The sequence below is a fragment of the Microcoleus sp. FACHB-672 genome (assembly GCF_014695725.1).
Taxonomy (GTDB): domain Bacteria; phylum Cyanobacteriota; class Cyanobacteriia; order Cyanobacteriales; family Oscillatoriaceae; genus FACHB-68.
On sequence record NZ_JACJOU010000023.1, the window covers coordinates 1 to 25,132 of the forward strand.

At 46.8% G+C, this 25,132-nt stretch carries 23 protein-coding genes; 8 read left to right on the forward strand and 15 right to left on the reverse strand.

Going from position 1 to position 25,132, the window contains the following annotated elements; all coding sequences use genetic code 11:
- Positions 1–1,728 (reverse strand): hypothetical protein (locus H6F56_RS27060; protein WP_190671240.1); only part of this gene is annotated, 1,728 nt, incomplete at its 3' end.
- Positions 1,665–1,853, reverse strand: a complete 189-nt coding sequence (locus tag H6F56_RS18865; RefSeq protein WP_206753418.1) for a hypothetical protein — start codon at positions 1,851–1,853, stop codon at positions 1,665–1,667. The genes H6F56_RS18865 and H6F56_RS27060, both read right to left, overlap by 64 nt.
- A gap of 95 nt (positions 1,854–1,948) precedes the next feature.
- Between H6F56_RS18865 and H6F56_RS18870 the strand changes: the two genes are divergently transcribed.
- Entirely contained in the window at positions 1,949–3,445 is a 1,497-nt protein-coding gene (locus H6F56_RS18870) for a CHAT domain-containing protein (RefSeq protein WP_190671244.1), read from the forward strand.
- 68 nt (positions 3,446–3,513) lie between these two features.
- Here the strand turns inward: H6F56_RS18870 and H6F56_RS18875 are convergent, their stop codons facing one another.
- From H6F56_RS18875 to H6F56_RS18885, 3 genes are all read right to left on the reverse strand, one after another.
- On the reverse strand, positions 3,514–4,281 hold the full coding sequence (locus H6F56_RS18875) for a proteasome-type protease (protein WP_190671248.1): 768 nt from the start codon (positions 4,279–4,281) through the stop codon (positions 3,514–3,516).
- A gap of 41 nt (positions 4,282–4,322) precedes the next feature.
- Positions 4,323–5,213, reverse strand: a complete 891-nt coding sequence (locus H6F56_RS27110; protein ID WP_309236573.1) for an OmpA family protein — start codon at positions 5,211–5,213, stop codon at positions 4,323–4,325.
- A 369-nt stretch (positions 5,214–5,582) separates the two neighbouring features.
- Positions 5,583–6,176, reverse strand: coding sequence for a low-complexity protein (locus tag H6F56_RS18885; protein ID WP_190671250.1), 594 nt, complete (start codon positions 6,174–6,176; stop codon positions 5,583–5,585).
- 82 nt (positions 6,177–6,258) lie between these two features.
- Between H6F56_RS18885 and H6F56_RS18890 the strand changes: the two genes are divergently transcribed.
- Positions 6,259–7,185, forward strand: coding sequence for a phosphodiester glycosidase family protein (locus H6F56_RS18890; RefSeq protein ID WP_309236574.1), 927 nt, complete (start codon positions 6,259–6,261; stop codon positions 7,183–7,185).
- Positions 7,186–7,334: 149 nt separating this feature from the next.
- Positions 7,335–7,988 carry a peptide-methionine (S)-S-oxide reductase MsrA gene (gene msrA, locus H6F56_RS18895; RefSeq protein ID WP_190671252.1) on the forward strand — a complete coding sequence of 218 codons (654 nt, stop codon included), beginning with the start codon at positions 7,335–7,337 and terminating at the stop codon, positions 7,986–7,988.
- A gap of 111 nt (positions 7,989–8,099) precedes the next feature.
- On the opposite strand, the gene H6F56_RS18900 is transcribed toward msrA, so the two are convergent.
- Positions 8,100–8,876, reverse strand: coding sequence for a C39 family peptidase (locus H6F56_RS18900; RefSeq protein WP_190671255.1), 777 nt, complete (start codon positions 8,874–8,876; stop codon positions 8,100–8,102).
- A gap of 533 nt (positions 8,877–9,409) precedes the next feature.
- On the opposite strand from H6F56_RS18900, the gene H6F56_RS18905 reads away from it, so the two are divergent.
- The 4 genes from H6F56_RS18905 (at position 9,410) to H6F56_RS18920 (ending at position 13,281) form a co-directional block, all read left to right on the forward strand.
- A complete protein-coding gene (locus H6F56_RS18905; protein ID WP_190671258.1) occupies positions 9,410–10,603 on the forward strand; it encodes an NAD(P)/FAD-dependent oxidoreductase in 1,194 nt (397 codons plus the stop codon).
- Positions 10,604–10,741: 138 nt separating this feature from the next.
- A complete protein-coding gene (locus H6F56_RS18910; RefSeq protein ID WP_190671260.1) occupies positions 10,742–11,395 on the forward strand; it encodes an HAD-IA family hydrolase in 654 nt (217 codons plus the stop codon).
- A gap of 260 nt (positions 11,396–11,655) precedes the next feature.
- The gene (locus H6F56_RS18915; protein WP_190671262.1) at positions 11,656–12,045 is read left to right on the forward strand and encodes a GFA family protein; all 390 of its coding nucleotides are present in this window, start codon (positions 11,656–11,658) and stop codon (positions 12,043–12,045) included.
- A 54-nt stretch (positions 12,046–12,099) separates the two neighbouring features.
- A complete protein-coding gene (locus tag H6F56_RS18920; protein WP_190671265.1) occupies positions 12,100–13,281 on the forward strand; it encodes an RtcB family protein in 1,182 nt (393 codons plus the stop codon).
- A 197-nt stretch (positions 13,282–13,478) separates the two neighbouring features.
- Here the strand turns inward: H6F56_RS18920 and H6F56_RS18925 are convergent, their stop codons facing one another.
- Together H6F56_RS18925 and cynS are read right to left on the reverse strand one after the other, a co-directional pair.
- A complete protein-coding gene (locus H6F56_RS18925; RefSeq protein ID WP_190671267.1) occupies positions 13,479–13,892 on the reverse strand; it encodes a DUF4278 domain-containing protein in 414 nt (137 codons plus the stop codon).
- Positions 13,893–14,160: 268 nt separating this feature from the next.
- Positions 14,161–14,601: a cyanase gene (gene cynS / locus H6F56_RS18930; protein ID WP_190671269.1), complete on the reverse strand. Its 441-nt coding sequence runs from the start codon at positions 14,599–14,601 to the stop codon at positions 14,161–14,163.
- A 372-nt stretch (positions 14,602–14,973) separates the two neighbouring features.
- On the opposite strand from cynS, the gene H6F56_RS18935 reads away from it, so the two are divergent.
- On the forward strand, positions 14,974–16,404 hold the full coding sequence (locus H6F56_RS18935; RefSeq protein ID WP_190671270.1) for a glycoside hydrolase 100 family protein: 1,431 nt from the start codon (positions 14,974–14,976) through the stop codon (positions 16,402–16,404).
- Between the two features lie 30 nt (positions 16,405–16,434).
- Here H6F56_RS18935 and H6F56_RS18940 read toward each other — a convergent pair whose 3' ends face one another.
- The 7 genes from H6F56_RS18940 to mdh form a co-directional block, all read right to left on the reverse strand.
- Positions 16,435–17,916 carry a DUF1802 family protein gene (locus H6F56_RS18940; RefSeq protein WP_190671271.1) on the reverse strand — a complete coding sequence of 494 codons (1,482 nt, stop codon included), beginning with the start codon at positions 17,914–17,916 and terminating at the stop codon, positions 16,435–16,437.
- Entirely contained in the window at positions 17,913–19,334 is a 1,422-nt protein-coding gene (locus H6F56_RS18945) for a hypothetical protein (protein WP_242032079.1), read from the reverse strand. Before H6F56_RS18945 ends, H6F56_RS18940 begins: the two co-directional genes overlap by 4 nt.
- A gap of 425 nt (positions 19,335–19,759) precedes the next feature.
- A complete protein-coding gene (locus H6F56_RS18950; protein WP_190671273.1) occupies positions 19,760–20,449 on the reverse strand; it encodes a hypothetical protein in 690 nt (229 codons plus the stop codon).
- A gap of 259 nt (positions 20,450–20,708) precedes the next feature.
- Positions 20,709–21,497 carry a PhzF family phenazine biosynthesis protein gene (locus H6F56_RS18955; RefSeq protein ID WP_190671274.1) on the reverse strand — a complete coding sequence of 263 codons (789 nt, stop codon included), beginning with the start codon at positions 21,495–21,497 and terminating at the stop codon, positions 20,709–20,711.
- A 119-nt stretch (positions 21,498–21,616) separates the two neighbouring features.
- Positions 21,617–23,536 carry an ATP-binding protein gene (locus tag H6F56_RS18960; RefSeq protein WP_190671275.1) on the reverse strand — a complete coding sequence of 640 codons (1,920 nt, stop codon included), beginning with the start codon at positions 23,534–23,536 and terminating at the stop codon, positions 21,617–21,619.
- Positions 23,526–23,681: a hypothetical protein gene (locus H6F56_RS18965; protein WP_190671276.1), complete on the reverse strand. Its 156-nt coding sequence runs from the start codon at positions 23,679–23,681 to the stop codon at positions 23,526–23,528. The genes H6F56_RS18960 and H6F56_RS18965 overlap by 11 nt, the downstream gene beginning before the upstream one ends.
- Before the next feature lie 448 nt (positions 23,682–24,129).
- Positions 24,130–25,113 carry a malate dehydrogenase gene (mdh, locus tag H6F56_RS18970; RefSeq protein WP_190671278.1) on the reverse strand — a complete coding sequence of 328 codons (984 nt, stop codon included), beginning with the start codon at positions 25,111–25,113 and terminating at the stop codon, positions 24,130–24,132.
- Positions 25,114–25,132: the final 19 nt, after the last annotated feature.

Here is a 25,132-nt window from a genome sequence, read left to right on the forward strand (position 1 = left end):
GCCAAATCCCACTCCAGCTCCTACGCCAAATCCCACTCCAGCTCCTACGCCAAATCCCACTCCAGCTCCTACGCCAAATCCCACTCCAGCTCCTACGCCAAATCCCACTCCAGCTCCTACGCCAAATCCCACTCCAGCTCCTACGCCAAATCCCACTCCAGCTCCTACGCCAAATCCCACTCCAGCTCCTACGCCAAATCCCACTCCAGCTCCTACGCCAAATCCCACTCCAGAACCGACACCTACGCCAACACCAGAGCCGACACCAAATCCCACGCCAAATCCCACTCCAGAGCCGGCACCAGTTCCCACGCCAAATCCCACTCCAACACCAGAGCCGGCCCCTGTTCCCACGCCAAATCCCACTCCAGAACCGGCACCCAGCCCAACACCAGAGCCGGTACCAGTTCCCACGCCAAATCCCACGCCAAATCCCACTCCAGAACCGGCCCCAGTTCCCACGCCAAATCCCACTCCAACACCAGAGCCGGTACCAGTTCCCACGCCAAATCCCACTCCAACACCAGAACCGTCACCAACACCAGAGCCGGTACCAGTTCCCACGCCAAATCCCACTCCAAATCCCACTCCAGAACCGGCCCCAACACCAACACCAACACCAGAACCGGCGCCTGTTCCCACGCCAAATCCCACTCCAGAACCGTCACCAACACCAGAGCCGGTACCAGTTCCCACGCCAACACCAACACCAACACCAGAACCGTTACCAACACCAGAGCCGGTACCAGTTCCTACGCCAAATCCCACTCCAGTGCCGGCCCCATCACCAACACCAGAGCCGACACCGACTCCAACACCAGAGCCGACTCCAACACCAGAGCCGGTACCAGTTCCCACGCCAAATCCCACGCCAAATCCCACTCCAGAACCGGCGCCCAGCCCAACACCAGAACCGGCCCCTGTTCCCACGCCAAATCCCACTCCAGAACCGGCGCCCAGCCCAACACCAGAGCCGGTACCAGTTCCCACGCCAAATCCCACTCCAACACCAGAGCCGGCCCCAACACCAACACCAGAGCCGACACCGACACCAACACCAGAGCCGGTACCAGTTCCCACGCCAAATCCCACTCCAGTGCCGGCCCCATCACCAACACCAGAGCCAGTACCAGTTCCTACGCCAAATCCCACTCCAGAGCCAAATCCCATTCCAACACCAGAGCCGGTACCAGTTCCCACGCCAAATCCCACGCCAAATCCCACTCCAGAACCAGAACCGGCCCCAGTTCCCACGCCAAATCCCACTCCAACACCAGAACCGTCACCAGTTCCCACGCCAAATCCCACTCCAACACCAGAGCCGGCCCCAACACCATCACCAACGCCAAATCCCATTCCAACACCAGAGCCGGTACCAGTTCCCACGCCAAATCCCACACCAGAACCGACACCAACACCAGAGCCGGTACCAGTTCCCACGCCAAATCCCACTCCAGAACCAGCACCTACTCCAACACCAGAGCCGGCCCCAACACCAATACCAGAACCAGCACCTACTCCAACACCAGAACCAGCACCTACTCCAACACCAGAGCCGGTACCAGTTCCCACGCCAAATCCCACTCCAGAGCCGGCCCCAACACCAGAGCCGGTACCAGTTCCCACGCCAAATCCCACTCCAACACCAGAGCCGATACCAGTTCCTACGCCAAATCCCACACCAGAGCCGGCCCCGTCACCAACACCTGAGCCGGTACCAGTTCCCACCCCAAATCCCACACCAGAGCCGATATCGTCAGAAATACCAGAGCCAGCAGCAGAACCAAATCCAACACCACAGCCGGCCCCAATTCCCGCCCCAAGTCCAGTTCCCGCGCCCTATGCCACTCCAAATCCAACACCAGAACCTACACCAACACCAACATTAGAGTCGGCACCTGTTCCGCTGCCACGTCCCAATTCAACACCATCTCCAGATCCAGCTTCCATGCCCAGTCCGATTCCGGCACCCAGTTCTAGTTCTAATCCCACACCGGCACCTATTGCCACGCCTAGCCCGATTCCGACACCGGCACCAGATCCCACGCCCAGTTCACCATCCTACCCAGCGAGCGGCCTGCAGTATCAGCAGATCGTCACATCTTTAGTCACATCCGCTCCTAAACCACAAATTGAAACTAATAACAATTTTCCAAGGCTCAAAATCGATACCGCTGCTTTTGAAATCGACCAATCTTTCACGAATCAATTTGAAGCTTATCTGGGGATTTCTCAGGAAAACCAGTCTCCAACCCTGGCAGAAACCCGTAAAATTCTGAGCGAAATTGAACAGGCAACGGGTGTGAAACCGGCATTGCTGTATATTCGCTTTATCCCAGATGGGGGTGAAATTAATCCTTCAGTCAATCCTGAGTCTCAAACCCAAGGAAATAACAAGGGACGGGAGAACGATTCGCTAGAACTGGTAATGGTGACGGCAACGGGAGAGCCGGTTCAGAAGCGATTACCGTCTGTGATGCGCTCTCAGGTGCTAGAAGTGGCGAAACAATTTCATCAAGAGGTAACGACTGCCTCAAAACGCAACACTAACAGTTACTTGGAGCCGGCACAGCAACTTTATAAATGGATGGTGGCACCGTTAGAGGATGAACTTCAAGCGCAAGGCATCCAGAATTTGGTGTTGATTCTTGATTCTGGACTGCGAACAATTCCAGTTGCCGCACTGCATGATGGGCAACAGTTTCTCATAGAAAAATACAGTCTTGGCCTGATGCCTAGCCTGAACTTAACCGATACTCGTTACCAAGACATCAGGAAGATGGAAGTGCTGGCGATGGGAGCATCGGAATTTACTGACAAGAATCCACTGCCGGCAGTGCCGGTGGAACTCAACGCGATTGCCAAAGATGTGTGGACAGGTGAGTCGTTCCTTAATGAAGCATTTACTTTAGACAATCTGAAATCCCAGCGCAATACGCGTGCCTTTGGAATTATTCACTTAGCCACTCATGCAGAATTCCAAAGGGGGAAAGCTAGCAATTCCTACATTCAATTGTGGGACTCTAAGTTGCGAATGGATCAAGTACGGCAGTTGAGCTGGCATAATCCAGCAGTGGAGTTGTTAGTGCTTTCTGCCTGCCGCACCGCAGTCGGAGATGAGGAAGCCGAACTGGGGTTTGCCGGCTTAGCCCTGCAGGCAGGGGTCAAGTCAGCTTTAGCGAGTCTCTGGTATGTGAATGATGAGGGCACCTTGGCGTTAATGACCGAGTTTTACCAACAGTTGCATACAGTGCCTATCAAAGCCGAAGCATTACAGCAAGCACAAATTGCCATGATTCAAAATAATGTGCGCTTGCAGCAGGGTCATTTGCTAAGTTCTACAGAGAATATTCCCTTACCGGCCAGTTTAATAAATTTGGCAAATAAAAATTTATCCCATCCCTATTATTGGGCAGGCTTCACAATGATTGGCAGCCCGTGGTAAAAACAACAATAAACACTTAAAAGGCAAAAAGAACCATCTTTTATAGGCTAAAAATTCTGCTAAATTATTTAGTCAATAATAACGTCTGTTTGAGGTTCTTCTAAATAATGCTGCCAATCGATATTTGGCATATGATCAAACGCATTTTTTAGATATTCTTCCCATAATTTTCGCATTTTCGCGAGGTAAGGATCTCCCAGGCGCAATTGTAGCTGATGCCGAATCACAAACGTGTCAGTTTCGTACATCACCATGTTAATAGGAGGGCCAACAGAAATGTTAGATTTCATGGTGGAATCTATTGACAAAAGGGCGCACTTAGCCGCTGCTTCTAAAGGAGTTTCAAATGTGAGAGTGCGGTCTAAAATTGGCTTGCCATATTTAGTTTCTCCAATCTGAAGAAATGGCGTTTCTTTAGTGGCGTGAATACAGTTTCCCTGACTGTAAACCAAATATAATGACGGATCTTCTCCCTTGATTTGACCGGCAACAAGTACGCTAGCTTGAGCGTTAATACCATCTTGCTTCAGCCAAGCTTTGTCTTGCTCCTGAATCTGCCGAGTTTTGCTGCCAATATAGCGGGCAATTTCATACATCGTGGGCAGAGTATGGAGAGAGATTTCTTCCTGAGTTTGGATGTCTTTGCGTAATAAAGTGAGTACGGCTTGGGTCATCGACAGATTTCCTGATGTGCAAATCAGCAGCACTCGTTCCCCCGGATTGGAAAAATCAAAGAGCTTTTGATAAGTGGAAATATAATCGACACCGGCATTGGTGCGAGAGTCGGCAGCAACGACTAAACCACAACGGGTAACGATACCAAGGCAATAAGTCATGAACAAGCGCGTTGAAAAAACCCTTTTTAATCTTATTCTTTCTACCGGCTCGCTTTCGGTTCGATGACAATTTCAATCCGGCGGTTGCGCTGCCGGTTGAGATCGGTGTTATTTTCCGCCACAGGGCGAGTCTCACCGTATCCCATCACAACCCAGTGATATTGGTTGCCCAAGGTGCCGGCCAGATAAGCCAGCACAGCTTGAGCGCGTCGAAACGATAAAGCTTGATTTTCTTGAGCATCACCGGCATCATCTGTATGCCCTGCTATGCGGACACTCGCCCCCTGATAGTTTTTCAGATCTGCAATCAAGTTATCCAAAATTACCCCAGTTTGCGGGCGCAGCATTGCGCTACCTTCTGCAAATAAAACATCACTGGGTAACGTCACCATTGGGCCATTCGTGGCAGATACAGCCTCAGCAGTGCCGGTTGTTGCCTCTGAAGGTTGCGGAGTTGCTGCTGCCCCAGGTACATTGGCTGCGGGTGCAACTTCTGGAGTGCCCAGCTGCCGCGAAAGTACCTGCAACCGGCTTTCTACGGTCTCCGTCGGACGACTGCTACCCAGTTTGGTTTCCAACGTTGCAGTCCGCCCGATTAATTCATTTAACTGTGTCTCTAACTGCTGCAGTTCTGAACGCAGTTGTTTGCTTTGTTCAGGCGTGAGATTGGGTGGCGGAGTGGGGGTGGCAATTGGCGGTGGGGGCAGTTGTCTAGTGTTGGTGGCGAAATTTTCAGGCCCGCGGAAAACGTTTTGCCAGATAGGTGCTTGAGGATTTCTAGCGGGATGGAATTGTGCAATCGCCATGCCCACTGCAAATGCTAAACCGCCGCCCAAAACCAGCAGCAGCAGTCGCAAAGTGAAAAACAGAAGTCGCTGATTTTTGCCGGCTGGCTTGGGAGTGCCGGTAGATGCAGCAGAGGGCTTAGTCACGGGTTTCGATGCAGCAGAGGACTTTATCACGGGTTTGGCTAAATTTTATCGATATTTAATATCACATTAGATGCTACCGTGAACTACTCCCAATAGCCGGTAGTCTCAAAAAAGTCCGTATTTGCCGGCAAAGAAAGCAAGCCTAATCAATTGCTCCCCTAGCTTAGGGCAATGCATTCGGATACTCTCATCCTTGGCAAGCCACTGATCGCGCTCGCCGAATGCTTTGCCCTTACAGTATTTACATTTTGTGGTTTTTGTCAAACACTTCTACGAGACTAAGGATTTTGGAGTTTTTGAAATGGTTGCAATATCTATATCTCTCGTCAAATCAAGCATCTGTTAACCGGCCTTTCTCAAAGATATCTTCTAAAAACGTTTAATCTCTTTGACAGCCAAAAGCAGAGAGCTAACAGTCAAGCCAATGTAAACCAGCGATAGCCCACTCAAAAAAAATCCCTCAATTAGCTTTTCTCCGCTCAGGAAGGCCAGCGCAACTGCCCAAAGCCAAAAAGCAAAGCCGTAGCCCCCCACAGCGCCGGCAACTGCCACAGCAACCGCTCCCACGCCAGTGCGGAACCTCAAGCTGCCGGCTCCGATAAGTATCCCTCCAATGACTGCTGCTGCCACAGCAAACGCTGGGTTTTTACCCGCAGCGAGTCCACCATAAAAAAAACCAAGCAACGCTCCCGATGCGGTTGCTGACAAAGTATTTGCTACGGTTCTAAACCGTCGCGGCATAAAAGTTTTCAAACCAGAGCCGGCACCAGCAACGCTCAAGCTCACCAGCAACGCCACAATATAAGACCACTTCCGTCCTCCCACCGGCTCACCTAGAGAGGAAAATACAGTACGCGCTACCGCCGATCCCATTAAAACCGTTAGGATCACTGCCACTACGACTAAAACCGCCACCCGTTTGAAAGTTATGCCGGTGGGCACTCGTTCAAAATTAGTTTTCATCACTCAAACGCTTAGCCGGCGATATTAACTTTTACTATTAAAACTGACAGACTAACCCTATAACTTTTCACCCTGCCGGCCTGTGAGCGTAAATCAACAGAAACCAATCTGGATCAAGCAATTGCCATTGGCAGCAGGTATCGGTTTGTTGCTGCTGCCACTGCTGCTGTATGCACGACAGCATTTGCTGCGCCCAGTTCGCACCAACCTTGAGATGACGCTGTTTCAGGGTATTACCTACAAGCGCCAAGCCCGGAATACGCCCCGCCCGTATATGCTGCACATCGTCAGCATTGATTTAACCGCGTCAGGGATTGGAGTGCTAGTGACACCGGGAAACAGCCAGGCAGGGGACAACACACTCGACGCCAGCAAGGAGATCCAAGCGCGAACCACGTCTGAGTTTGTTAGTGAGTTCAAGTTGCAACTAGCGATCAACGCCGGCTATTTTTTTCCGTTTCGTGAACATACCCCGTGGGATTTTTACCCTCGTAGCGGTGAGCGCGTCAATGTAGTCGGACAGGCAATTGCCAACGGATCTACCTACTCTGGTGTGCAATCTGGCAGGCCGGTGTTGTGTTTTAATAGCGGCAATCGTGCTCAAATTTTTGACAGTGGGCAGTGTCCAACGGAGACGGTTCATGCTGTCGCCGGCAGCCATATTGTGCTGAAAAGGGGCGTTTTATCGCTGAGTCCAGAGTCAAGCCGGCAAGATAAACCTTACTCTCGTGTGGCGGTGGCGATAGACCGGCAGGGTCAAAAATTATGGCTGATTGTCATAGATGGCAAGCAACCACTTTACAGCGAAGGCGTTACTTTAGGGGAATTAAGTGAGATTGCACAGGAGTTGGGTGCTTTTGAGGCGCTCAATCTCGATGGCGGCGGTTCTGCCACTTTGGTTGTTGCCAATGATTCTGGCGTCAAGGTGTTGAATGCACCCATTCACACGAAGGTGCCGATGCGCCAGCGCCCTGTTGCCAATCATTTAGGTTTTTTTGCTGACTTCTAGGCGGAGTATTCACTGGGAGTTTTGAATGCCCCATGCCCCATGCCCCCTCAACATTTCGTGATTTCCCGAAACTGCTTGAAAATCCGCAGATTCTTTCCCTACCATAAAGTTATGTAACGACAATCGATGGAAAATCAGATTTAGAACTTATGGGAATATTTGGATTGGGCAAGAAGCTAACACTGCCGTCTCCCCAAGATGCTTTACCGGGGCGGACACAGGCGGTTAAAGTTCCCTCTAATCACTATGTCAATGGGAATCCGCTGCAGCCTCCTTTCCCTGCCGGCATGGAAATGGCCATGTTTGGCATGGGGTGTTTCTGGGGTGCAGAACGCAAATTCTGGCAGCTTGAGGGAGTGTTTAGCACAGCAGTCGGTTATGCCGGCGGGATAACGCCCCACCCCACCTATGAAGAGGTTTGCACCGGCATGACGGGGCACAATGAAGTCGTTCTCGTTGTTTTTGATCCGAAAGTGATCAGTTACGAAAGACTGTTGAAAGTTTTTTGGGAAAGCCACAACCCGACTCAGGGAATGCGCCAAGGTAATGACGTTGGCACCCAGTACCGTTCTGGAATTTATGCCTATTCAGATCGCCATAAAAAGCTCGCTGAAGCTTCGCTCAACGCTTACCAGAAAGCCCTTAGCGCTGCGGGTTACGGGACGATTACCACTGAAGTGATTGAGGCTCCTGAATTTTACTATGCAGAGAGCTATCACCAGCAGTATTTAGCCAAAAATCCTAATGGCTATTGCGGCTTAGGTGGAACCAACGTGGGATGTCCGGCAATGATTGAAATTTAATTGTAGGAATGCCGGCAGTAAAAATGGACGTTCAGCCTGCCGGCATTGAATTTTGGGGTGAAGAGAAAAATTTTCTCTTCACTTTTTTTAACTCATCAGGTTGAACTTGTTTCACGCAGAAATAAAGTGAACCCAAAAGTCCCCATCTGGGATGCAAACCCGGCGAATTAGCCCGTAGGAGTAGTGGAGATACGCCCCATTAAGATCCGTGCGATATCCACTCGGAAACCACTCTCCATAGGGATCGTGAACATAGAAGCCGGTGCTGTCATACCCAACCGCTACGAGAATATGACCAAAAGACGTGAAGTAACCGTGGATCACTGCCACATTGCCGGCGGCTAACCACTGCTTGACTCCATCAATGGTGGCGCGGGTTGTATAGTCATCGCGCCGACCATAATCTCTGACAATTTTCGCCAAGTCTACCGGGTCCCACCGGCTGTAACCCTTACTCAGCGCATATTGATAAAGTTCATCCTCAAATTGGCCAGAAGTCTTTCGGCGGGGAGTCTTCAGGTACTCCAGACACATGGCAAGTGAGGTGACATTACAAGCGCCGGTGGGATTGTACCAGTTGTCTAGTTGAGACTTGTAAGGAACTGACAACCTGACCCTTGCCGGTAGGGGTTTTGGATAAACAACGGGGGTTTGAGGCGTATCCCCCAGTATCTGGACGTGTGGTGCGTAAGCGTACCAGGTATTGAAGCCTTTGAAGGAATCTTTAAGCAGTGCAAATCGAATGTGATCGCGAACAATGACGTAGGAGTGGAGTTCAAACTGCTTCCCCCCTGCCATCTGTTGTTTTTCGGCCTCTGTGAGTTCAGCCGATTGAATGGGTCTAAGTTTGAAAAAGGTTTCCCTGAGAGTTTTAATAGTCAGTGGCATACGCAGAGCTTAATTTACAAATGATGCGCGAATTTTATTTTCCCACATCGGTTTATTTTCCCCCCTTTAGTTATTCTTCAGGATTTTACCTCTGTTGCCGGCTCCGGTTTTCCCGTGCTTTGGCCCAGTTCGGTGTTGAAGATATCATCGGATTTTACAAGGGAAATATTTAATACTTAGCCGGCTTCAGGATGTGCGAACAAGGCAATTGTTACGCAAATCAGTCTAAATTTCTACTTGACTAGCAACGGTATTTAAACCAATAACTTTTTCTTGTCTTATATAGGTTTGTTTCCCCGCTCATAAATTAATTATTGTTTAACTAGCGGTCAGGATCTGGCTAAAACTCTTAGGGTGCCGGTGGGGACGCCCATCTCTAGCAGCAAGTTGAATATTCCTCAGCTTACATCCATTAAGTAATTTGATCGCACAGGATTCAGCATCAAGTTAACCCATAGGCCAACCTGTTACCCAGATTGCCTTGCTATCCTGAATACAGAGTTGCCCTGCTACCATCGCCGGCCCAAAAACCTATGAATGAACAACCCGCACGCATTTGCATTCTCGGTGGAGGCTTTGGAGGTCTCTACACAGCGCTGCGTTTGAGTGAGCTTCCCTGGAATAAACTCGAGAAACCCGAAATTGTTCTGGTCGATCGTAACGACCGCTTTTTATTCTCGCCCCTGCTGTACGAACTCCTTACCGGCGAGTTGCAAACCTGGGAAATTGCCCCACCTTTTGAAGAAATTTTGGCGAACACCGGCATTCGCTTTCATCAAGGAGCGGCAGCTGGAATTGATGTAGACTCCAAGCTGGTACAGCTTCAAGATGGCCATGATTTCTCCTATGACCGGCTCGTCTTGGCAATGGGGGGTGAAACGCCCCTTGACATGGTGCCGGGAGCTGAAAATTACGCCTTCCCGTTCCGGACAGTCACGGATGCCTATCGCTTGGAAGAACGCTTGCGAATTTTGGAAGCATCAGACAAAGAGAAAATTCGCATCGTTATTGTAGGTGCCGGTTACAGTGGCGTTGAGTTGGCTTGCAAACTGGCAGACCGGCTTTCAACTCGCGGACGCCTGCGGCTGGTTGAACAAGGTGATATGATTCTGCGAACCTCGGCTGACTTTAATCGTGAGGCAGCCAGCAAGGCGCTAGAGGAACGGGGAGTGTGGCTTGATATGGAAACCGCAGTGGAATCCATCGGGCCAGAAACGATCTCCCTGGTGTATAAAGGACAGGTAGACACGATCCCAACAGATTTGGTGCTGTGGACGGTGGGAACCCAAGTTGCGCCGGTGGTGAAATCGCTTCCCCTCAAGCAAAATCACCGGGGTCAACTCGCTGCACTGCAGACCCTGCAAGCAGTTGACCACCCAGAAATTTTTGTTTTAGGAGATTTGGCCGATTGCAATGACGCAACAGGTCAGCAGGTGCCGGCAACCGCCCAGGCAGCCTTACAGCAAGCTGATTATGCCGGCTGGAATCTTTGGGCATCCCTCACAGGCCGGCCTTTGTTGCCGTTCCGCTATCAGGCAACCGGGGAAATGATGACGTTAGGCGTTGACAACGCGACCCTTAGCGGTTTAGGTATCAAACTTAATGGCCCCGCCGCCCATCTTGTCCGCCGTCTAACTTATCTCTACCGGCTGCCCACATTAGAACATCAGTTGAGAGTCGGTTTCAACTGGATTGCTCAACCGTTGCGGGAAATACTTTCTAAATAGAGAGACTAGGGGTAGTTTCACTCCGCCCACAGAACCCATAAAATTGATCTCAACGTGCGTCATTAACAACAAGTTGTCATTCAACCTGTCGTCAATGACGCAAAGACCGTTGAAATTATTTTGATAGGGCAACGATCAATGACAAATAATCAGGGACGCCCCAAAGTTATTTTTTTAGATGCAGTTGGCACTTTATTTGGCGTGCGGGGAAGTGTAGGTGAAGTCTATGGAGAAATCGCCAGCCGGTTTAATGTTAAAGTTTCACCGGAGTTAATCAATCAATCGTTTTATAAAAGTTTTAAAGCATCAACACCGGCAGCGTTTCCAGGGGCTACGCCGGCACAGATTCCAGAAAGAGAATTTGAGTGGTGGAAAGCGATAGCCGGTCAAACTTTCAAAACAGCCGGTGTCTTCTATCAGTTTTCAGATTTTGATGCCTTCTTTACTGAAGCCTTCGCTTATTTTGCCACTGATCAAGCTTGGTTTATCTATCCTGATGTCTTGCCGGCACTTGAATCTTGGCATCAGAAAAAAATTGAACTAGGAATTATATCAAACTTCGATTCACGCCTGCACGCAGTTTTAAAAGCACTAAATTTGGCGGATTTTTTCACATCTGTTACAATTTCAACAGAAGTCGGTGCGGCAAAACCAAATTCTCAAATATTTATTGCCGGTTTGCAAAAACATAACTGCTCTGCTGAGACTGCTTGGCACATAGGCGACAGTTTTAAGGAAGATTATCAAGGCGCTAAAGCTGTCGGAATGCAAGGCATTTGGGTAAAGCGATAACCAGCTGTTAGATTCCCTCACTAAAAAAGCCAAAATTAGAATATTTGGTAATAAAAATTATCGCCTACATCTCATTACACTTCTTGTTTAACCTAGCCGATAGCCGATCAACTATCTGTGTTTATTGCCGATCAACTATCTGTGTTTATTGCCGATCAACTATCTGTGTTTATTCTGGTTTTAAATTCTTATTTTTTAAACATAACAAATTTATTAAAATCTTGAATACATCCTTTCTTGAATAGATTGACAGGAGAAACATGAACGAACCCATTACTTATGAAGGTGGGTGCCACTGTGGGGCAGTAAGATTTCAAGTAAAAGTTGAAAAACATGAAGCCACAGATTGTAACTGCTCAATTTGCACAAAAAAAGGCTTCTTGCATCTAATAGTGCCGGCAGAAAACTTCACCTTACTACAAGGTGAAAATGAACTAACAACCTACACCTTCAACACCGGCATTGCCAAGCATATTTTCTGCCGAGTCTGTGGAATTCACTCATTTTACCGGCCCCGTTCCCATCCTGATAGCTTCGATGTCAATGTCCACTGTCTCGATGGTGAAGTAGAGGAACGCTTTCATATCGTGCCTTTTGACGGTCGTAACTGGGAGCAAAATATCGAACAGTTGCGATCAGACATCCCTTGATGAATTTGTAGTTTTGATGTAGTATATTAGTAGTGCGAAAGGAAAATAACATTCATGCCCCACGAAAATCTCGAACTTTCAACCCCCAAGCCGGTGCTGTCTTGGGCCGGCCACCCACTAAGCCGTGATGAAGAGAAAATGGCTAAAAACGTGGCGTCCCTGCCATTTGTGTTTAAGCACGTCTCGCTAATGCCGGATGTTCACCTGGGTAAAGGTGCCTTAGTTGGTTCAGTGGTAGCGACAAAAGACGCATTGATCCCCGCCGCTGTGGGGGTTGATATTGGTTGTGGCATGATGGCAGTTCAGACACCATTCACGGCTGATGAGTTGGAAGGTAAACTCAAGAAAATTCGGCTGGATATTGAAGCAGCAATTCCTGTTGGATTTAATGAGAATAAAAATGTTGAAAAAGCTGTTACCAATTGGCAAGGATGGCGTGATTTCAAAGAACTGCATCCAGGAGTGCGGCGCTTGGAAGGAAAAGCCATGAAACAGATGGGTTCTCTGGGTGGCGGCAACCACTTCATTGAAGTTTGTCTTGATACCGAGAACCATGTTTGGTTAATGCTGCACTCTGGTTCACGTCACATTGGAAATATGCTGGCGCAAAACCATATTGATACGGCTAAGGAGCTGTTAAAACTGGCAGATAATCGGTTACCTGATCCGGATTTAGCCTATTTTGTCGCCGGCACTCCTCAGTTTGCCGCTTACTGGCGGGATTTGCAGTGGGCGCAGAACTATGCCCGCTACAATCGGGATGTGATGATGAGTCGCTTTGTGCGGATTGTGGAAAAGCATCTTGGCGGCGGTAAGCAGACAAAGCCTTTATTGCAGGTAAATTGCCACCATAATTATGCCGAGAAAGAAGTACATTTCGGGGAACAAGTGTATGTCACTCGCAAGGGCGCTGTGCGGGCACAAGAGAATGACTACGGCATTATTCCTGGTTCAATGGGTGCGAAATCATTCATCGTTAAAGGCAAAGGAAATAGCGACAGTTACTGTTCTTGTTCCCACGGTGCCGGTCGTTTGATGTCTCGAAATAAGGCGAAAAACCAATTTAGTGTAGACGATTTGGTGAAACAAACACAAGGCGTTGAATGCCGCAAGGATGGGGGTGTTTTGGATGAAATTCCAGGCGCTTACAAGCCGATTGAGCAGGTGATGAAGCAGCAATCGGATCTGGTGGAAGTGGTGGCAACGCTGAAGCAGGTTGTTTGCGTTAAAGGTTAAGGCGCAAAGTGAAAAAGCCGGCTTCTCGATCTGATCTCGTCCCATCAGTAGCGGGGGAATCTATTTTCCCCCTCATAGCGAAAGTCCTCTAAAGAAAACTGGAATTTTCCGAGTTCTTTTTAGAGGACTTTTGCGATTATTGCGAGACTACCAGTTTAGGAAACCGGCAGTTTCAAGTCTGCTTTAGACAAAACTCACTACAGTGAGCAAGTCAACTGTTGTGATTCTTGTTCCAACATTTGCAGCAGTTGTCGATCTCCACGGGCTTTGGCTGCTTCAATGCGCCGTTCCAGGTTTTGGCAAATATTGGCGCGGTGAATTTCGGAGACTTGTGAGACGACGCTATGCGAAGCGTTGCGGGGCGAAACTGCCCACACCGGCGTTTTTTCTACTGGCGCGGCTGAGGCAATGACGCCAGCATCCGCAACTTCGCCGGTTTGATAGGCAACACCGCGATATTTCAACGATAAAGCCGGCTGAGGCACGGGAATATGTCTGGGATAGCTGACTGTCCAGGGTTGTCCCCGATATTTACCCCCAACTTCGCCTTCCATCATGTCAATGGTGGGGGGTTCGTAGTTGTAGCTAGCACCGCGATAAGTGAGTTTCATATCGGCATTCCTTAACGAATCGTTGTTTCTGGGTTGAGTTGAGAAGTTCATATTCAATAAAAAATTTATTTCTGTATCTTATTTTACCGTTTTTTACCCAAAATCCGCAAGGTCACGAAAATTTAACATAAATTTGGGTGGTGGGGGGCATCGGGTGCGGTAAAAGGGGGTTTTTGCCCCTATTTTCATGATCCCCCATTCCCCGCCTATTCGCTGTGATCGCCTACCCGTCTGTTTGTGACGTGCTACCCCTTGTTGTTGTGACGTGCTACCACTTCTTATAAGGCAAAAATTTCCCAGACATCGTGATCTTGACACGATCGCCTTTGGGGTCTTCTTCTTTGTCTACGTCGAGGGTGAAATCAATCGCACTCATGATGCCGTCGCCGAATTTCTCATGAATGACCGATTTCAGAGGCATTCCGTACACTTGCATAATTTCGTAGAAGCGGTAAATCAGGGGATCGGTGGGAACAACCGGCCCTAACCCTTTGAGAGAGGGTTCAGTGAGGAGTTGGGCGACACTGGCATCGAGTCCGAGTGCGTCGGTGAGTTGTTTGGCTTCTTCTTCAGAAGCACTTGCTTGCCGGTAGAAAACGGCGGCGATCCAGACTTCATCGCGTCCAAGAATTTTTTCTAAATCGGCAAAGCTGAGTCCGCTCGCTTTTTTTGCCGCTAAAAGTTTTGAGGTGATGTCTGGGATTTGCATTGAGTGTTCCTTTGTCTGTGTGATCGTTAAAGATTGCGCGTAATCATCCCAGATTTAGTTAAAGGAGTTGGTAATTTTTGACACCGACACTCTGTTCCCAGCAATGTACTACCAGATGAACGCTTCGAGAATACACCGGCATTTGAGAAACGCAATTTGAGAGGAGGCGCAGAAAGCTTGCGCCGCTCGACGGTTATGTATAAACTGAGTGCCGACGCTCTCAAAAGCCCGGATTGAGGCTCAAGGCTACGACAACACCGGCCTGAAAGTATGCAACCCAGATCCGCACAATCAGAGAAGGTGGGAGAGAAACATTTCAGGAAGCTGCATCTCCTCTAACATAATGATCGGAAGTTGAGGAAATTAAGTCAGATGGAAGAAGAGGCGTTAAAAATTCTTGTTGAGTCGCTGATCGAATATGAAGGTCGTTGGATTGGCACACCGGCTGTCTGCAATCCTGATGTAGCGCATCCTGTTCCTGGAGAGGTGCTAAATTACGACCAGGTTTTTATTCGTGATTTTGTTCCCGTTGCGCTGCTTTTTTTGGTAAAAAATGATGAGCTGCCGGTTAAACATCATAAACATACAGAGATTCCACTCAGCGGCAATGAAATTGTTCGCAATTTTCTGGAAGTAACTTTAGAGTTGCATCAGCAAGCCAGACAAAGAAGTTTTACGGGTCTAGCTTTGATGCCGGCCAGTTTTAAGGTAATTGTTGACAACGGACAGCAACATTTAGAACCAGATTTTGGCGATCGGGCGATTGCTAGGGTAACGCCGGTTGATTCTAGCTTGTGGTGGATTCTTTTGGTGCGGGCTTATTGTAAGGCGGTTGGAAATCAATCTCTGGCACATCAAGAGGATTTTCAAGAAGGCGTGCGATTAATTCTGGAACTGTGTTTTTCTGATCGGTTTGATATGGAACCGACGCTGCTTGTTCCAGATGGTGCCTGTATGATTGATCGCCGGCTGGGAATTTATGGGCATCCGCTAGAAATTCAAGCTTTATTTTACGCCTCTTTGCGAGCAGCTTCTGAACTGTTGCCCGATAATGAAACCAATGAAAAAGTGAGGCAGGCGGTTCAGTTACGCTTGCAAGCGCTCAAAGAACGAATTCGGATCGATTATTGGTTAGATATTAAGAGTTTGAATGATATCTATCGCTTCAGAGTCGAGCAATATGGGAAAGAAGTGCTTAATAAATTCAATCTTTATTCAGATTCGATTCCCTATGAGTGGTTGAGTGAGTGGTTGGAAGAAAAAGGGGGATATTTTGCCGGCAACCTCGGCCCTTCGCAGTTAGATTGTCGTTTCTTTACGCTGGCAAATTTGATGACGATTCTGTGTTCTCTGGCAACGAAGATGCAGTCGCAAGAGATTATGGAACTCATCTATCAGCAATGGGATAAACTGCTTGCCCATATGCCGATAAAAATTTGTTATCCGGCTTTGGAAGGTCGAGATTGGGAAATTTTAACCGGCTGCGATCCGAAGAATAAACGCTGGTCTTACCACAATGGGGGAAGTTGGCCGGTTTTAACTTGGATGTTGGCGGCGGCTGCTTTGAAAACCGGCAGATACGATGTGTTAAAAAGATTGAAAGAAGACCTTGTGGTTGTCGGTAAGCGTTTGTTAGCCGAAGATTGGCCAGAATATTATGATGGTGAGGATGGCCGGCTCATTGGAAAAGAAGCAAGAAAATTCCAAAGTTGGACAATTGCTGGTTTCTTTTTGACACAAGAGTTAATTGACAAACCAGAATTTTTAATGCTAGTCAATTTTGGGTTTGATGAAGATCCTTAAGAAGTCATAGTTGCGGTGAAGTTTGCCGGCTCATTCATCTGCCGGCATTTCTCGCAAGAAGTAAAAGCAATCATTTTGCCAATCATTTGCTTCTTCGCGTCCTAAATAGCCGGTTAAGGGTGAAGAAAGCTCGATGAGAACTTCGTGCAATTGTTCTCGATTTAACAGAGGCTCAGGTGGAGTTGAGTATACATATCCTCCGTGAAGTTGATTAAACACAACTTTTTGAGCTTGGCTTTTTTCCAAGTAATCTTTTACAAATTTAACGAGGTACACTCGAAGTTTAATTTGTTGGGAAACCTGCTGAATGTATTTTTCAACTTCACTATCAGATTTGCCTGGTTTGAGATATTCTTTTAGCTTAAACAAATCCACTGAACCGGGATATTTACTTTGAAGTTTTACTAACTTTTCTAGTGTTTCCGGGTTAATAATTGCCATATTATGCACCTTTGCGGCGTCTTCGAGTTGTGGAGTCGGCTCACCAGGGCCGATAATTAATTTTGCTGTTTGCTCAAGTAGTTTTTTGTCGTTTAGGCGTAGCGTTCCCAAATTCAGCAGTTGCACCGCTGTATCATTAGGAATCTTTTTGCCGGCTTTACACTCGCCAACTAAGGCATAGGGTTTTGAGCAGAATAAATCTAAGCCGCCGGCACCACCTTTATGAGCGTGATCAATCGTGAATCCTATAAATTCTAGGCTATCACGCACAGCAATTTCAAAGTCTGTGCCGGCTTGATAGTTACTCTTGCCCACATCTTCTTCTTTACTGCGATTACCTAATTGGGCAATGGTATCTATCCAAGCTAAATTCGGATCTGGTTGCGCTTTTGGCGAAGCTTCAGACCAACCCAAAAAGATTTTGATTTCTTGATCAAGTGCTTTGGCTGCTGGATTACTCAGAGACATCTGCTCTACTTGAGCCTGTAAAGCCTCTAAACCGCTATCGGGAACGTCTTCTCCTGCTAATAAAAGCGCTTTCCGTTTATTAAAACTAACCTCTGAAACGATAGGGGTATCGCTCTCACTGCCCATCGTTATAATATCTTCTGACTGATTAGGCCAGTAGAAATGTCCGGGTTCTGTTGGAATATTAACAGTGCAAGGATTCGATAAGCGATAAACGCGCAAAATCAAAAGTTTTAGAACCTTGTACTGCTCAAAGATATGTTCTAAAGCAGTTAAATTCCAAACAGTTGACTTGGCAATGTTAGGTAAAAGATGCTTTTGGTCTGGATTAATCCGCCATTGAAATTCACAACGCGCCCAGGTTTTAAGCTGGATGGGATGCTTTTCATATTGGGCAAATGAACTTCTCGCCTGAGTTAAATATTCAGGTTGGTAGTATTCTTCGAGACTGAGATTATCGGGAAGCTTTTGACTGGGATAAAGCCAGAATTCCTGATTGTCTGGAATATACTGTCTGAATGGCACAGCAATCAGCTTGCCTAAACTCAGCATTTCCACATCAAAAGCCGGCAGTTGAATCCCCTTAATAATCTGAACTGTCATGTTACAGTGCCGCCCTCGCTCAGAATTTCACGGATAAGTTTATTATCCGCAGCGAGTTTGAGTTCTTTGACGAAATTTGAAACGTCCTCTTTTGTAAAACCGTAGTTTTCAGCTTCTTCATACATTGTATAAATCCCTGCTAAAGGATTAATTTCATCTTTCTTCAAAACAACAACCTCACCCCCTTGTTGATTCACAAGTTGCTGTTCAAGTTCTTTAGCTTTTCTCCAACTTTTTGGGAGGGGTGTAGAACGCACTAAACAACCGCGAGTAATCCCATATTTGCCGTAGTCTAGCAGTTTCTTCATCGCCGCAGTGAAGGTTGCAGCCGTCTGAGTTTCACAAATTCTGACACCTATCTTTACATTTTTTTGTTGGGTGGAATCAGAGCCAGAGATTGTCAAATGAAGGTCATGAGACTTCGCTTTAATAGACTCGACTTTTTGAATGACTAAATTTTCGATAGCTTCTTCTGGCAACATTTTCATTGCACAGGCAACGATTGCAGCTAACTGATCATCATTTTGCTCAGGGGCAGAAGTTCGACCTAACAATTCGTTATAAGCATCCAAAAATTCTTGACGTTTCTTTTCTTCTGGGTTTAAGGATGGGGTGACTGACCCTCCGATTTCCACTGAATCGAATTTTTCAGTACACCATTTCATTAGAGAGCGAACTCCAGCTCCCTTACTGGCAATTCCTTTGATTTCATTTTCATCGAAAGGATATAAAAAAGGGTAGCCATCCGGATTTAAATTCTTTTCAGAATAAAACCAATCCAACCTCAATTTCACAAGTTCTATCATCTGCTCAGCCGTGGGTGGTTTTGTAGATTCAGACCATTGGCCGACCCGATCTGGGATACCACTTCCCATTTGTTCGATTTCCCGCCACCTATCGCTCATAACGCAGCAAAGGATAATCACATTGCTACATTGAAAGTAAATTTTATCAATACAGCTTGCTACAATTTGAGCGGCGCTATCTCCACAATCAGCACTGACATTAGGCTGGTCTAATTGATCAAAACAAATCACTACAGGTCGTGAGGCAACGCTAGCTAGCTTACAAATTTGCTGGATAAACCAAATAGATTTCGCATCTTGCTCTGGTTGCGACAACTCTGGTAAGCCTCTTTGTCTGGTCTCTGGATGCTCGATACCTTGAATCCAAGCCATGCCAACCTGAGCAATGGGGGCAGTTTTGAAGAGTAAAAACAAAACTGCTTTCAAAAAATCAGGATGAAGATCGGATTGATTCTCTAGAATAGCTTCAACCAGTTCATCAACCAGTTCATACCTTTGGGCTGTACTATGAGTTCTGAGGATGTATTTTCTTAGTTCTTCAGGATTCTCACATTTTTCAAGATAAGGCTGGTATTTTTCTTCAAATTCCGTTCCTTTGAGAGTGGCAACCATAGCCGTTGCTAACTGCTGCCATTGTGTAATTCCCCCGACATCTTTGTGATTAAAACTGAGTGATAGATAGAAGCGCACATGGGAGTCAATGCGATTGGCATCAACAAATTGAGGAATGTAGGCAAATACTGCGCCCCCTTCCCTCTCAATAGTTTTCCAGATCCGATGAATTACGTGACTTTTACCAGTGCCTCGATCGCCCTTGATAGCAATTCCAATTTTGTCCGAATACCTTTTGCGAACTTCGGAAATGGCTTGATATATTGTTCGATCAACGTGCTGATTGAGGTTAGGCAAATCAGTGACTACGTCCCCCCAAACTTCATCCGCGCTGACGATTGGTTTTAATTTGAAAGGATTTGGGCCTTGTTTCCGCGCTTCTTCAAATAGTGTGTATGGATCTGTCATGATTTTCTTCCTTTATCTCAAGATTGTTGACTGGCGAAAAATAACAGTCCTCTCACGTCGTCGGTGATAGAGTCGCGTTTTTGCTCGTCTGTTGCGCCACGCGCTTCGCCGCTTTGGAGATAGAACAATTGTTCACCCTGCATTTTCATCAGCCACTCATTAAAATCTTCACGTCCCACTCGCTCGCCTAGTTCACGGCGCAGATGCCAGAGGGGAACAAGTCCACTGTAGTTGTGGCCTTTATCCAGCTTTTCAAATAAGGCGAGAACTTCAGGCTTAAATTTCTCATAAGATGTGATTTCAGCCGTCGGCTTGCCTTGAGATGCCGGCACACTTACCGCACCATCCATTTGACGAATCCACTTCAGCAACGCATTAGCAACCCTGCTACCAACTTGAGTGCCGTCAAACTCAAATTCAGCACTTTTTAATCCTTCAGCTAGGCTTTGTCGGCCTTCATTGGTTAAAGAAATCTGCGTGACTCGATTTTTATTGGCAATCTCAATTGCTTTAGATTCTTCTAATTCCGTCAAGATATTTTTATAGTCTTGACTTGTCTCACCTGTGCGTACGATGCGTTTTGTCAAATCCCCTTTCTTAACCCCAGTTTCCGATCCTCCCAAATCCCACAAAGTTAGGAGCAGGCGAGTTCTTGCTTGGGATTGAAAATCCTTTGAATCCTTATTCTTGCCGGCTTTAGATGACATATTCAAAATTCCTGATAACGTGGATACCGTCTCACACTCTCCAAGTTATAGTACCCAAAAATTCTTAACTCTCCCTATCAAGTCCCTGGAAAAGCGAAATCAAATTTTTACATAAATTGAAAAATGTTAATTTGTTCTTTCAAACCTTGACAACTTTTGCAATTAACAATATGAGAACTTAAATAAACTGAAAAAGCCCGCTTCGGCGGGCTGAGCTGTAAATTTACAAGTTCATTCAGGAAAACCCATCTATTTGCGATTAAGTCAACTCTCCACGCAAAACTGTTACTGCTTGACCGCCTAAATAGACGCGTTCGCCGGCTAAACGTACCCGCACAACGCCACCCCGCGCTGATGCCTGATAAGCTACAAACTCATTTTTATGTAATCGCTGGCTCCAAAAAGGTGCGAGGCAGCAATGTGCAGAACCCGTCACCGGATCTTCATTAATTCCGGCTGCCGGTGCAAAAAAGCGTGAGACAAAATCATACTCATGGGATGCGGATATACAGGTAGCAATGATGCCGCGCACCGGCAGAGTTTTTAATAATACAAAATCTGGCTGCATTTGCCGCAGCTCTTCTTCAGAATCAACCTCAACCAAATAATCAAATTTATTCTTCCCAACATACTTCAGCTTAACGCCTAACGCTTGCTCTAAAAGCGGCGGCGCAGATGCCGATTCAGGCGCGTTTTTGGGAAAATTCAATTCAATCCAATTTCCCTGGCGTTCCGCTGTCAGCAAACCGCTGCGAGTGTAAAATTTTGCCTGTGCTGCTGCATCTAAATACTGCAATTCCCACAACACATGAGCACTCGCCAGTGTTGCGTGTCCGCATAAATCGACTTCGACTGCCGGCGTAAACCAGCGCAAATTATAACCCTCTTCTTGGGGATATAAAAATGCGGTTTCTGACAAATTCATTTCTGCGGCAACATTCTGCATCCACTTTTCATCTGCCGGCTCATTTAAAACACAAACCGCTGCTGGATTACCGGAAAACCGTTTATTAGTAAATGCATCCACCTGAATCAGTGTTTTTTCCATCGTTTCCTCTGATTTATTTTCATTTCCTAGAAAGCGTGAAAACGAGATTTTCTCGTAAACTTTTTGCTATTTTTTCTTCTTTTAAGTTGCTTGCCTCAAAGTCACCCAAAAATCAGCACTCAGGACTTTGTAAAATCTCTCATCAAATTCCGCTGATCTGCCGGCTCCACTTGCTCTACAAACACTGCCTCATTCGTTTCCGCTTCAGGAACAACTTCAACGGTAGCTTGAGGAGTTTCTCCTCTGACAATTCCTCGAATTAAAGGATTATCTATTGCCAACCTTCTTTGAGCAATAAATTCAAAAATTTCCGTCTCACTAAATTGATCGGCTTGACGATGCCGGTGAAGTGACCAAATTGCGATCAACGGCTTAATATCTTCTAATTTCAAATTTACCCATTTTCCCCCCAGTTCAACTGTAAGCTGGGTGAGATAATCATAAGCTTGCCAGTGAGTAGCAATTTCTCGCTCTGAAGCGCGAACGAAACAACCGCAACTTAGTGCGAAAGTTCCATATTGTGTTAAACGTTTTAATCCTGCTGCCACACTTTGAGCGCGAGTATCCTGAAGCACAGCCACGCCTATCTTGACAGTATTTTCATTTTGCGTGCCGGTGATTATAAATTGAATATATTCTTGATTGGCTGATTTGGGTTTCACCTCACCGTCAACCGCTTCTATTTTTACGCCTTCCACAGTCTGACCGATTAATGTTTTAAAGCTAAAGTTAATCGCTTCAGCCAGCAAAGAATTATTACTCAATTCCTCGCCGAGTTCAATACTCATTGCTTGCTCAAAAGCTTGTTCCACTTTTTCCAAAGGATCAAGCTCAACAGGGCGAAAATTTTCTGCACACCACTCTAAAACCTGCCGTACTGTCAGTTGTTCTCGACCTAGAGATTGTAATTGACCGCTATCAAAGGGATAAACCGGCGTAGGCGGGATTAAGTTTTTAGATGTATAAAAGATTTCCAGCCAGTCACTGACTAACTCGACAATTTTATCTCCAGTAATATTATTTAATTCAATAACTTCTTTTTTGCCTGAAAAATAAGTGACAAGTCCAGCCGGCAGAGTCAAAATTTTCTCAGTCCAGGTTGCCGGTGTCATTGTCGAAAGAATCACAACCCCATGATTGAGGCGACTCATCTGAAGGCTATCCCATAAACGCCTGATTAAGCTTGCCACCACCCGTTCCCGCTTCAAACTGTTATCGCTGCTTTCTGTCGAATCCAAGTCATCAAAACAAATAATCAGCGGATAATAATCACTCATTAAATGCAGAATTTGTACCACCGTATCCCAAGCGGTGGATTCTCGTTCCTCGCGGCTGTGATTCGGTAATCCCAACTCATCTGCCTTCCAAGATGCCAGGGATTTGCCGGCTAACCATTTCACCGCAAAAGGCGCTTGTGCGTTGCAAAGTGTCCACACTAATGCTCGAACAATATCCGGTTCAGGTACATCAGGTTGCGTTTTGAAAACAGCTTCTGTTAACTGGTTTACCCAGTTTTGATTTTTTGCCTGGGAGTTCCCCGCTAGTTTTCTCACCAATTCGGCAGCAGTAAACGCTTTCGCCATAGGAGTCAGCGCTTTTAAAGCTTCGTTAATCATCACGGTTGCAAGTTGCTGACACTGTAAAACACCTTGACTTCCTTGGCGTCTCAAGCTATCAACGAGAAGTTGCAGGAATTGGTAGCGAATTAGATTAACTTCAGTGAATTGATGAGCGTTGGCATAAATAAATAAGCCACTGCTTTGAACTTGTAGCCGATGGCGAATGCGATGAATTAGGTGACTTTTCCCTGTACCACTGTCACCAGAAATCGTGATTGATATAACTTTAGTTTGCCCAGTTCGCACTTGCTCAATCGCTTGAAAAACATCATCAGAAGCGTGATTGTTAACTGTAGTAATATCCGGAAATATTAGACTCCAAATCTCTGAATCTTTTACAGCCGCCGGGCTATTAAATGGGTTGTGAGTAGCGATGGCAGTATTAAGCGCTTTAATCGGAGAGATAAAATCACAAGCCATAGTATATTGCTTTAAGAGGGTCAATAAAGTTACTAGCTGAAGCGGCGGCGCTATCTAACTGTTTTACCGCCGGTTCTATCAAAAATTGTCGCTTGCCCCAACTCGAAATAGATTTGCACCCTTGCCGATCAGTTGCTGATGACATCGCACAGCAGGATAGCTATATAGTTGCCGCCTGTTCCTCATCTTTCATGGATTTGCATGATCATCAAGCCCAAAAAGCATGGAAGTAGCGACACAGGGAATCACCTAAAATTTAGCACATTAAATTTATATCTACCCACTTCTCTAGTCTATTGCAAAGTAAATATACAAACTATACCCACCTTACTCTCTGGAGTTTGAAAGGGCTAAAGCTTGAAGGGCGAAGGAGGAAAGAGGCTGGCAAGGCAGGCAGAAATTTTGCAAATTAATTCAAGTCATCTCAAGAAAAGTTTTGGATTTTTTGGCATAAAGTCTCCTTGAGAAGACGGGATGAAATATCAATTGGTTGCCAGCTAGCGTGTTATTGCCTTAACCCTACTATGAGAAAAGTTAGTGTTTTTTAATAATAAATAGGGTAAAGCCGGCAGTGCCGGCCCTACTTTGCTTGCCTAAGACTCGGAGGCGCTAGCAATCAGTTCTTTTGCCCGATCAATGTTTTGCCGAACAGATTCAGCGGAAGCCTTGAACGCAGTTTGTTCGTTTTCAGTTAAGGGCAGTTCCAACACTTTTTCTACCCCACGGCAACCCAGCCGGCAAGGCACACCCAAGAAAAGATCCCGCAACCCATACTCGCCTTCCAGATAGGCTGCTGCCGTTACCAAGCGCGACTGATTTAATAAAATCGCTTCCACCATCAAGGCAACCGAAGAAGCCGGTGCAAAATAAGCGCTGCCGGTTTGCATCAGTTCCACAATTTCTGTCCCGCCATTGCGAGTTCGCTCAACGAGGCGTTCAATCGTTGCAGCATCCATCAAATCTGTGATGGGAATTCCCCCAACCGTACAGTAGCGAGGCACCGGCACCATCAGCTTGCCATGATCCCCCAACACTAAAGCGTTGATATCCTGCACCGAAAGGCCCAATTCCATCGCAATAAAGGTCTGAAAACGGGCGGAATCGAGTACCCCTGCCATGCCTATTACCCGGCGTCCCGGCAACCCACTCGCCTGCCAAGCTAAGAAAGTCATGACATCTAGCGGGTTGGTGACGACGATAAAAATGGCATCGGGAGAGTTGGCAACCGCGTTTTTTGTTGCTTCAACAACGATTTTTGCGTTGGTTTTGATTAAGTCGTCCCGACTCATCCCCGGTTTGCGCGGCAAGCCGGCGGTGATCACGACAATGTCACAACCGGCTGTGTCTTTATAATCGTTAGTGCCGGTAATTTGCCGGTCGTGGCGTTCCACCCCTCGCGCTTCCATAAGATCGAGGGCGATACCTTGGGGCATTCCGGCCAAGATATCCAGCAATACCACATCAGCAATGTTTTTTTCAGCAATTCGCTGTGCCAAGGTGCTGCCAACTCTGCCGGCACCAATAACCGCGACACGAGGGCCACTACAAGTAGGTGGAGAGAACGAGGTAGAGGTCATCTTGGGGGGTACTCGCTAC

Bases quoted from the DNA above. Each gene is read 5' to 3' on its own strand.
- H6F56_RS18935 (WP_190671270.1), top strand. From the start codon at position 14,974: ATGGAAGAAGAGGCGTTAAAAATTCTTGTTGAGTCGCTGATCGAATAT.
- H6F56_RS18940 (WP_190671271.1), bottom strand. From the start codon at position 17,916: ATGACAGTTCAGATTATTAAGGGGATTCAACTGCCGGCTTTTGATGTG.
- H6F56_RS18910 (WP_190671260.1), top strand. From the start codon at position 10,742: ATGACAAATAATCAGGGACGCCCCAAAGTTATTTTTTTAGATGCAGTT.
- H6F56_RS18870 (WP_190671244.1), top strand. From the start codon at position 1,949: ATGCCCAGTCCGATTCCGGCACCCAGTTCTAGTTCTAATCCCACACCG.
- H6F56_RS18925 (WP_190671267.1), bottom strand. From the start codon at position 13,892: ATGAAACTCACTTATCGCGGTGCTAGCTACAACTACGAACCCCCCACC.
- H6F56_RS18955 (WP_190671274.1), bottom strand. From the start codon at position 21,497: ATGGAAAAAACACTGATTCAGGTGGATGCATTTACTAATAAACGGTTT.
- H6F56_RS18900 (WP_190671255.1), bottom strand. From the start codon at position 8,876: ATGCCACTGACTATTAAAACTCTCAGGGAAACCTTTTTCAAACTTAGA.
- H6F56_RS18875 (WP_190671248.1), bottom strand. From the start codon at position 4,281: ATGACTTATTGCCTTGGTATCGTTACCCGTTGTGGTTTAGTCGTTGCT.
- H6F56_RS18950 (WP_190671273.1), bottom strand. From the start codon at position 20,449: ATGTCATCTAAAGCCGGCAAGAATAAGGATTCAAAGGATTTTCAATCC.
- msrA (WP_190671252.1), top strand. From the start codon at position 7,335: ATGGGAATATTTGGATTGGGCAAGAAGCTAACACTGCCGTCTCCCCAA.
- H6F56_RS18960 (WP_190671275.1), bottom strand. From the start codon at position 23,536: ATGGCTTGTGATTTTATCTCTCCGATTAAAGCGCTTAATACTGCCATC.
- H6F56_RS18965 (WP_190671276.1), bottom strand. From the start codon at position 23,681: ATGTCATCAGCAACTGATCGGCAAGGGTGCAAATCTATTTCGAGTTGG.
- H6F56_RS18905 (WP_190671258.1), top strand. From the start codon at position 9,410: ATGAATGAACAACCCGCACGCATTTGCATTCTCGGTGGAGGCTTTGGA.
- mdh (WP_190671278.1), bottom strand. From the start codon at position 25,113: ATGACCTCTACCTCGTTCTCTCCACCTACTTGTAGTGGCCCTCGTGTC.
- H6F56_RS18885 (WP_190671250.1), bottom strand. From the start codon at position 6,176: ATGAAAACTAATTTTGAACGAGTGCCCACCGGCATAACTTTCAAACGG.
- H6F56_RS18945 (WP_242032079.1), bottom strand. From the start codon at position 19,334: ATGGTTGCCACTCTCAAAGGAACGGAATTTGAAGAAAAATACCAGCCT.
- H6F56_RS18920 (WP_190671265.1), top strand. From the start codon at position 12,100: ATGCCCCACGAAAATCTCGAACTTTCAACCCCCAAGCCGGTGCTGTCT.
- cynS (WP_190671269.1), bottom strand. From the start codon at position 14,601: ATGCAAATCCCAGACATCACCTCAAAACTTTTAGCGGCAAAAAAAGCG.
- H6F56_RS18915 (WP_190671262.1), top strand. From the start codon at position 11,656: ATGAACGAACCCATTACTTATGAAGGTGGGTGCCACTGTGGGGCAGTA.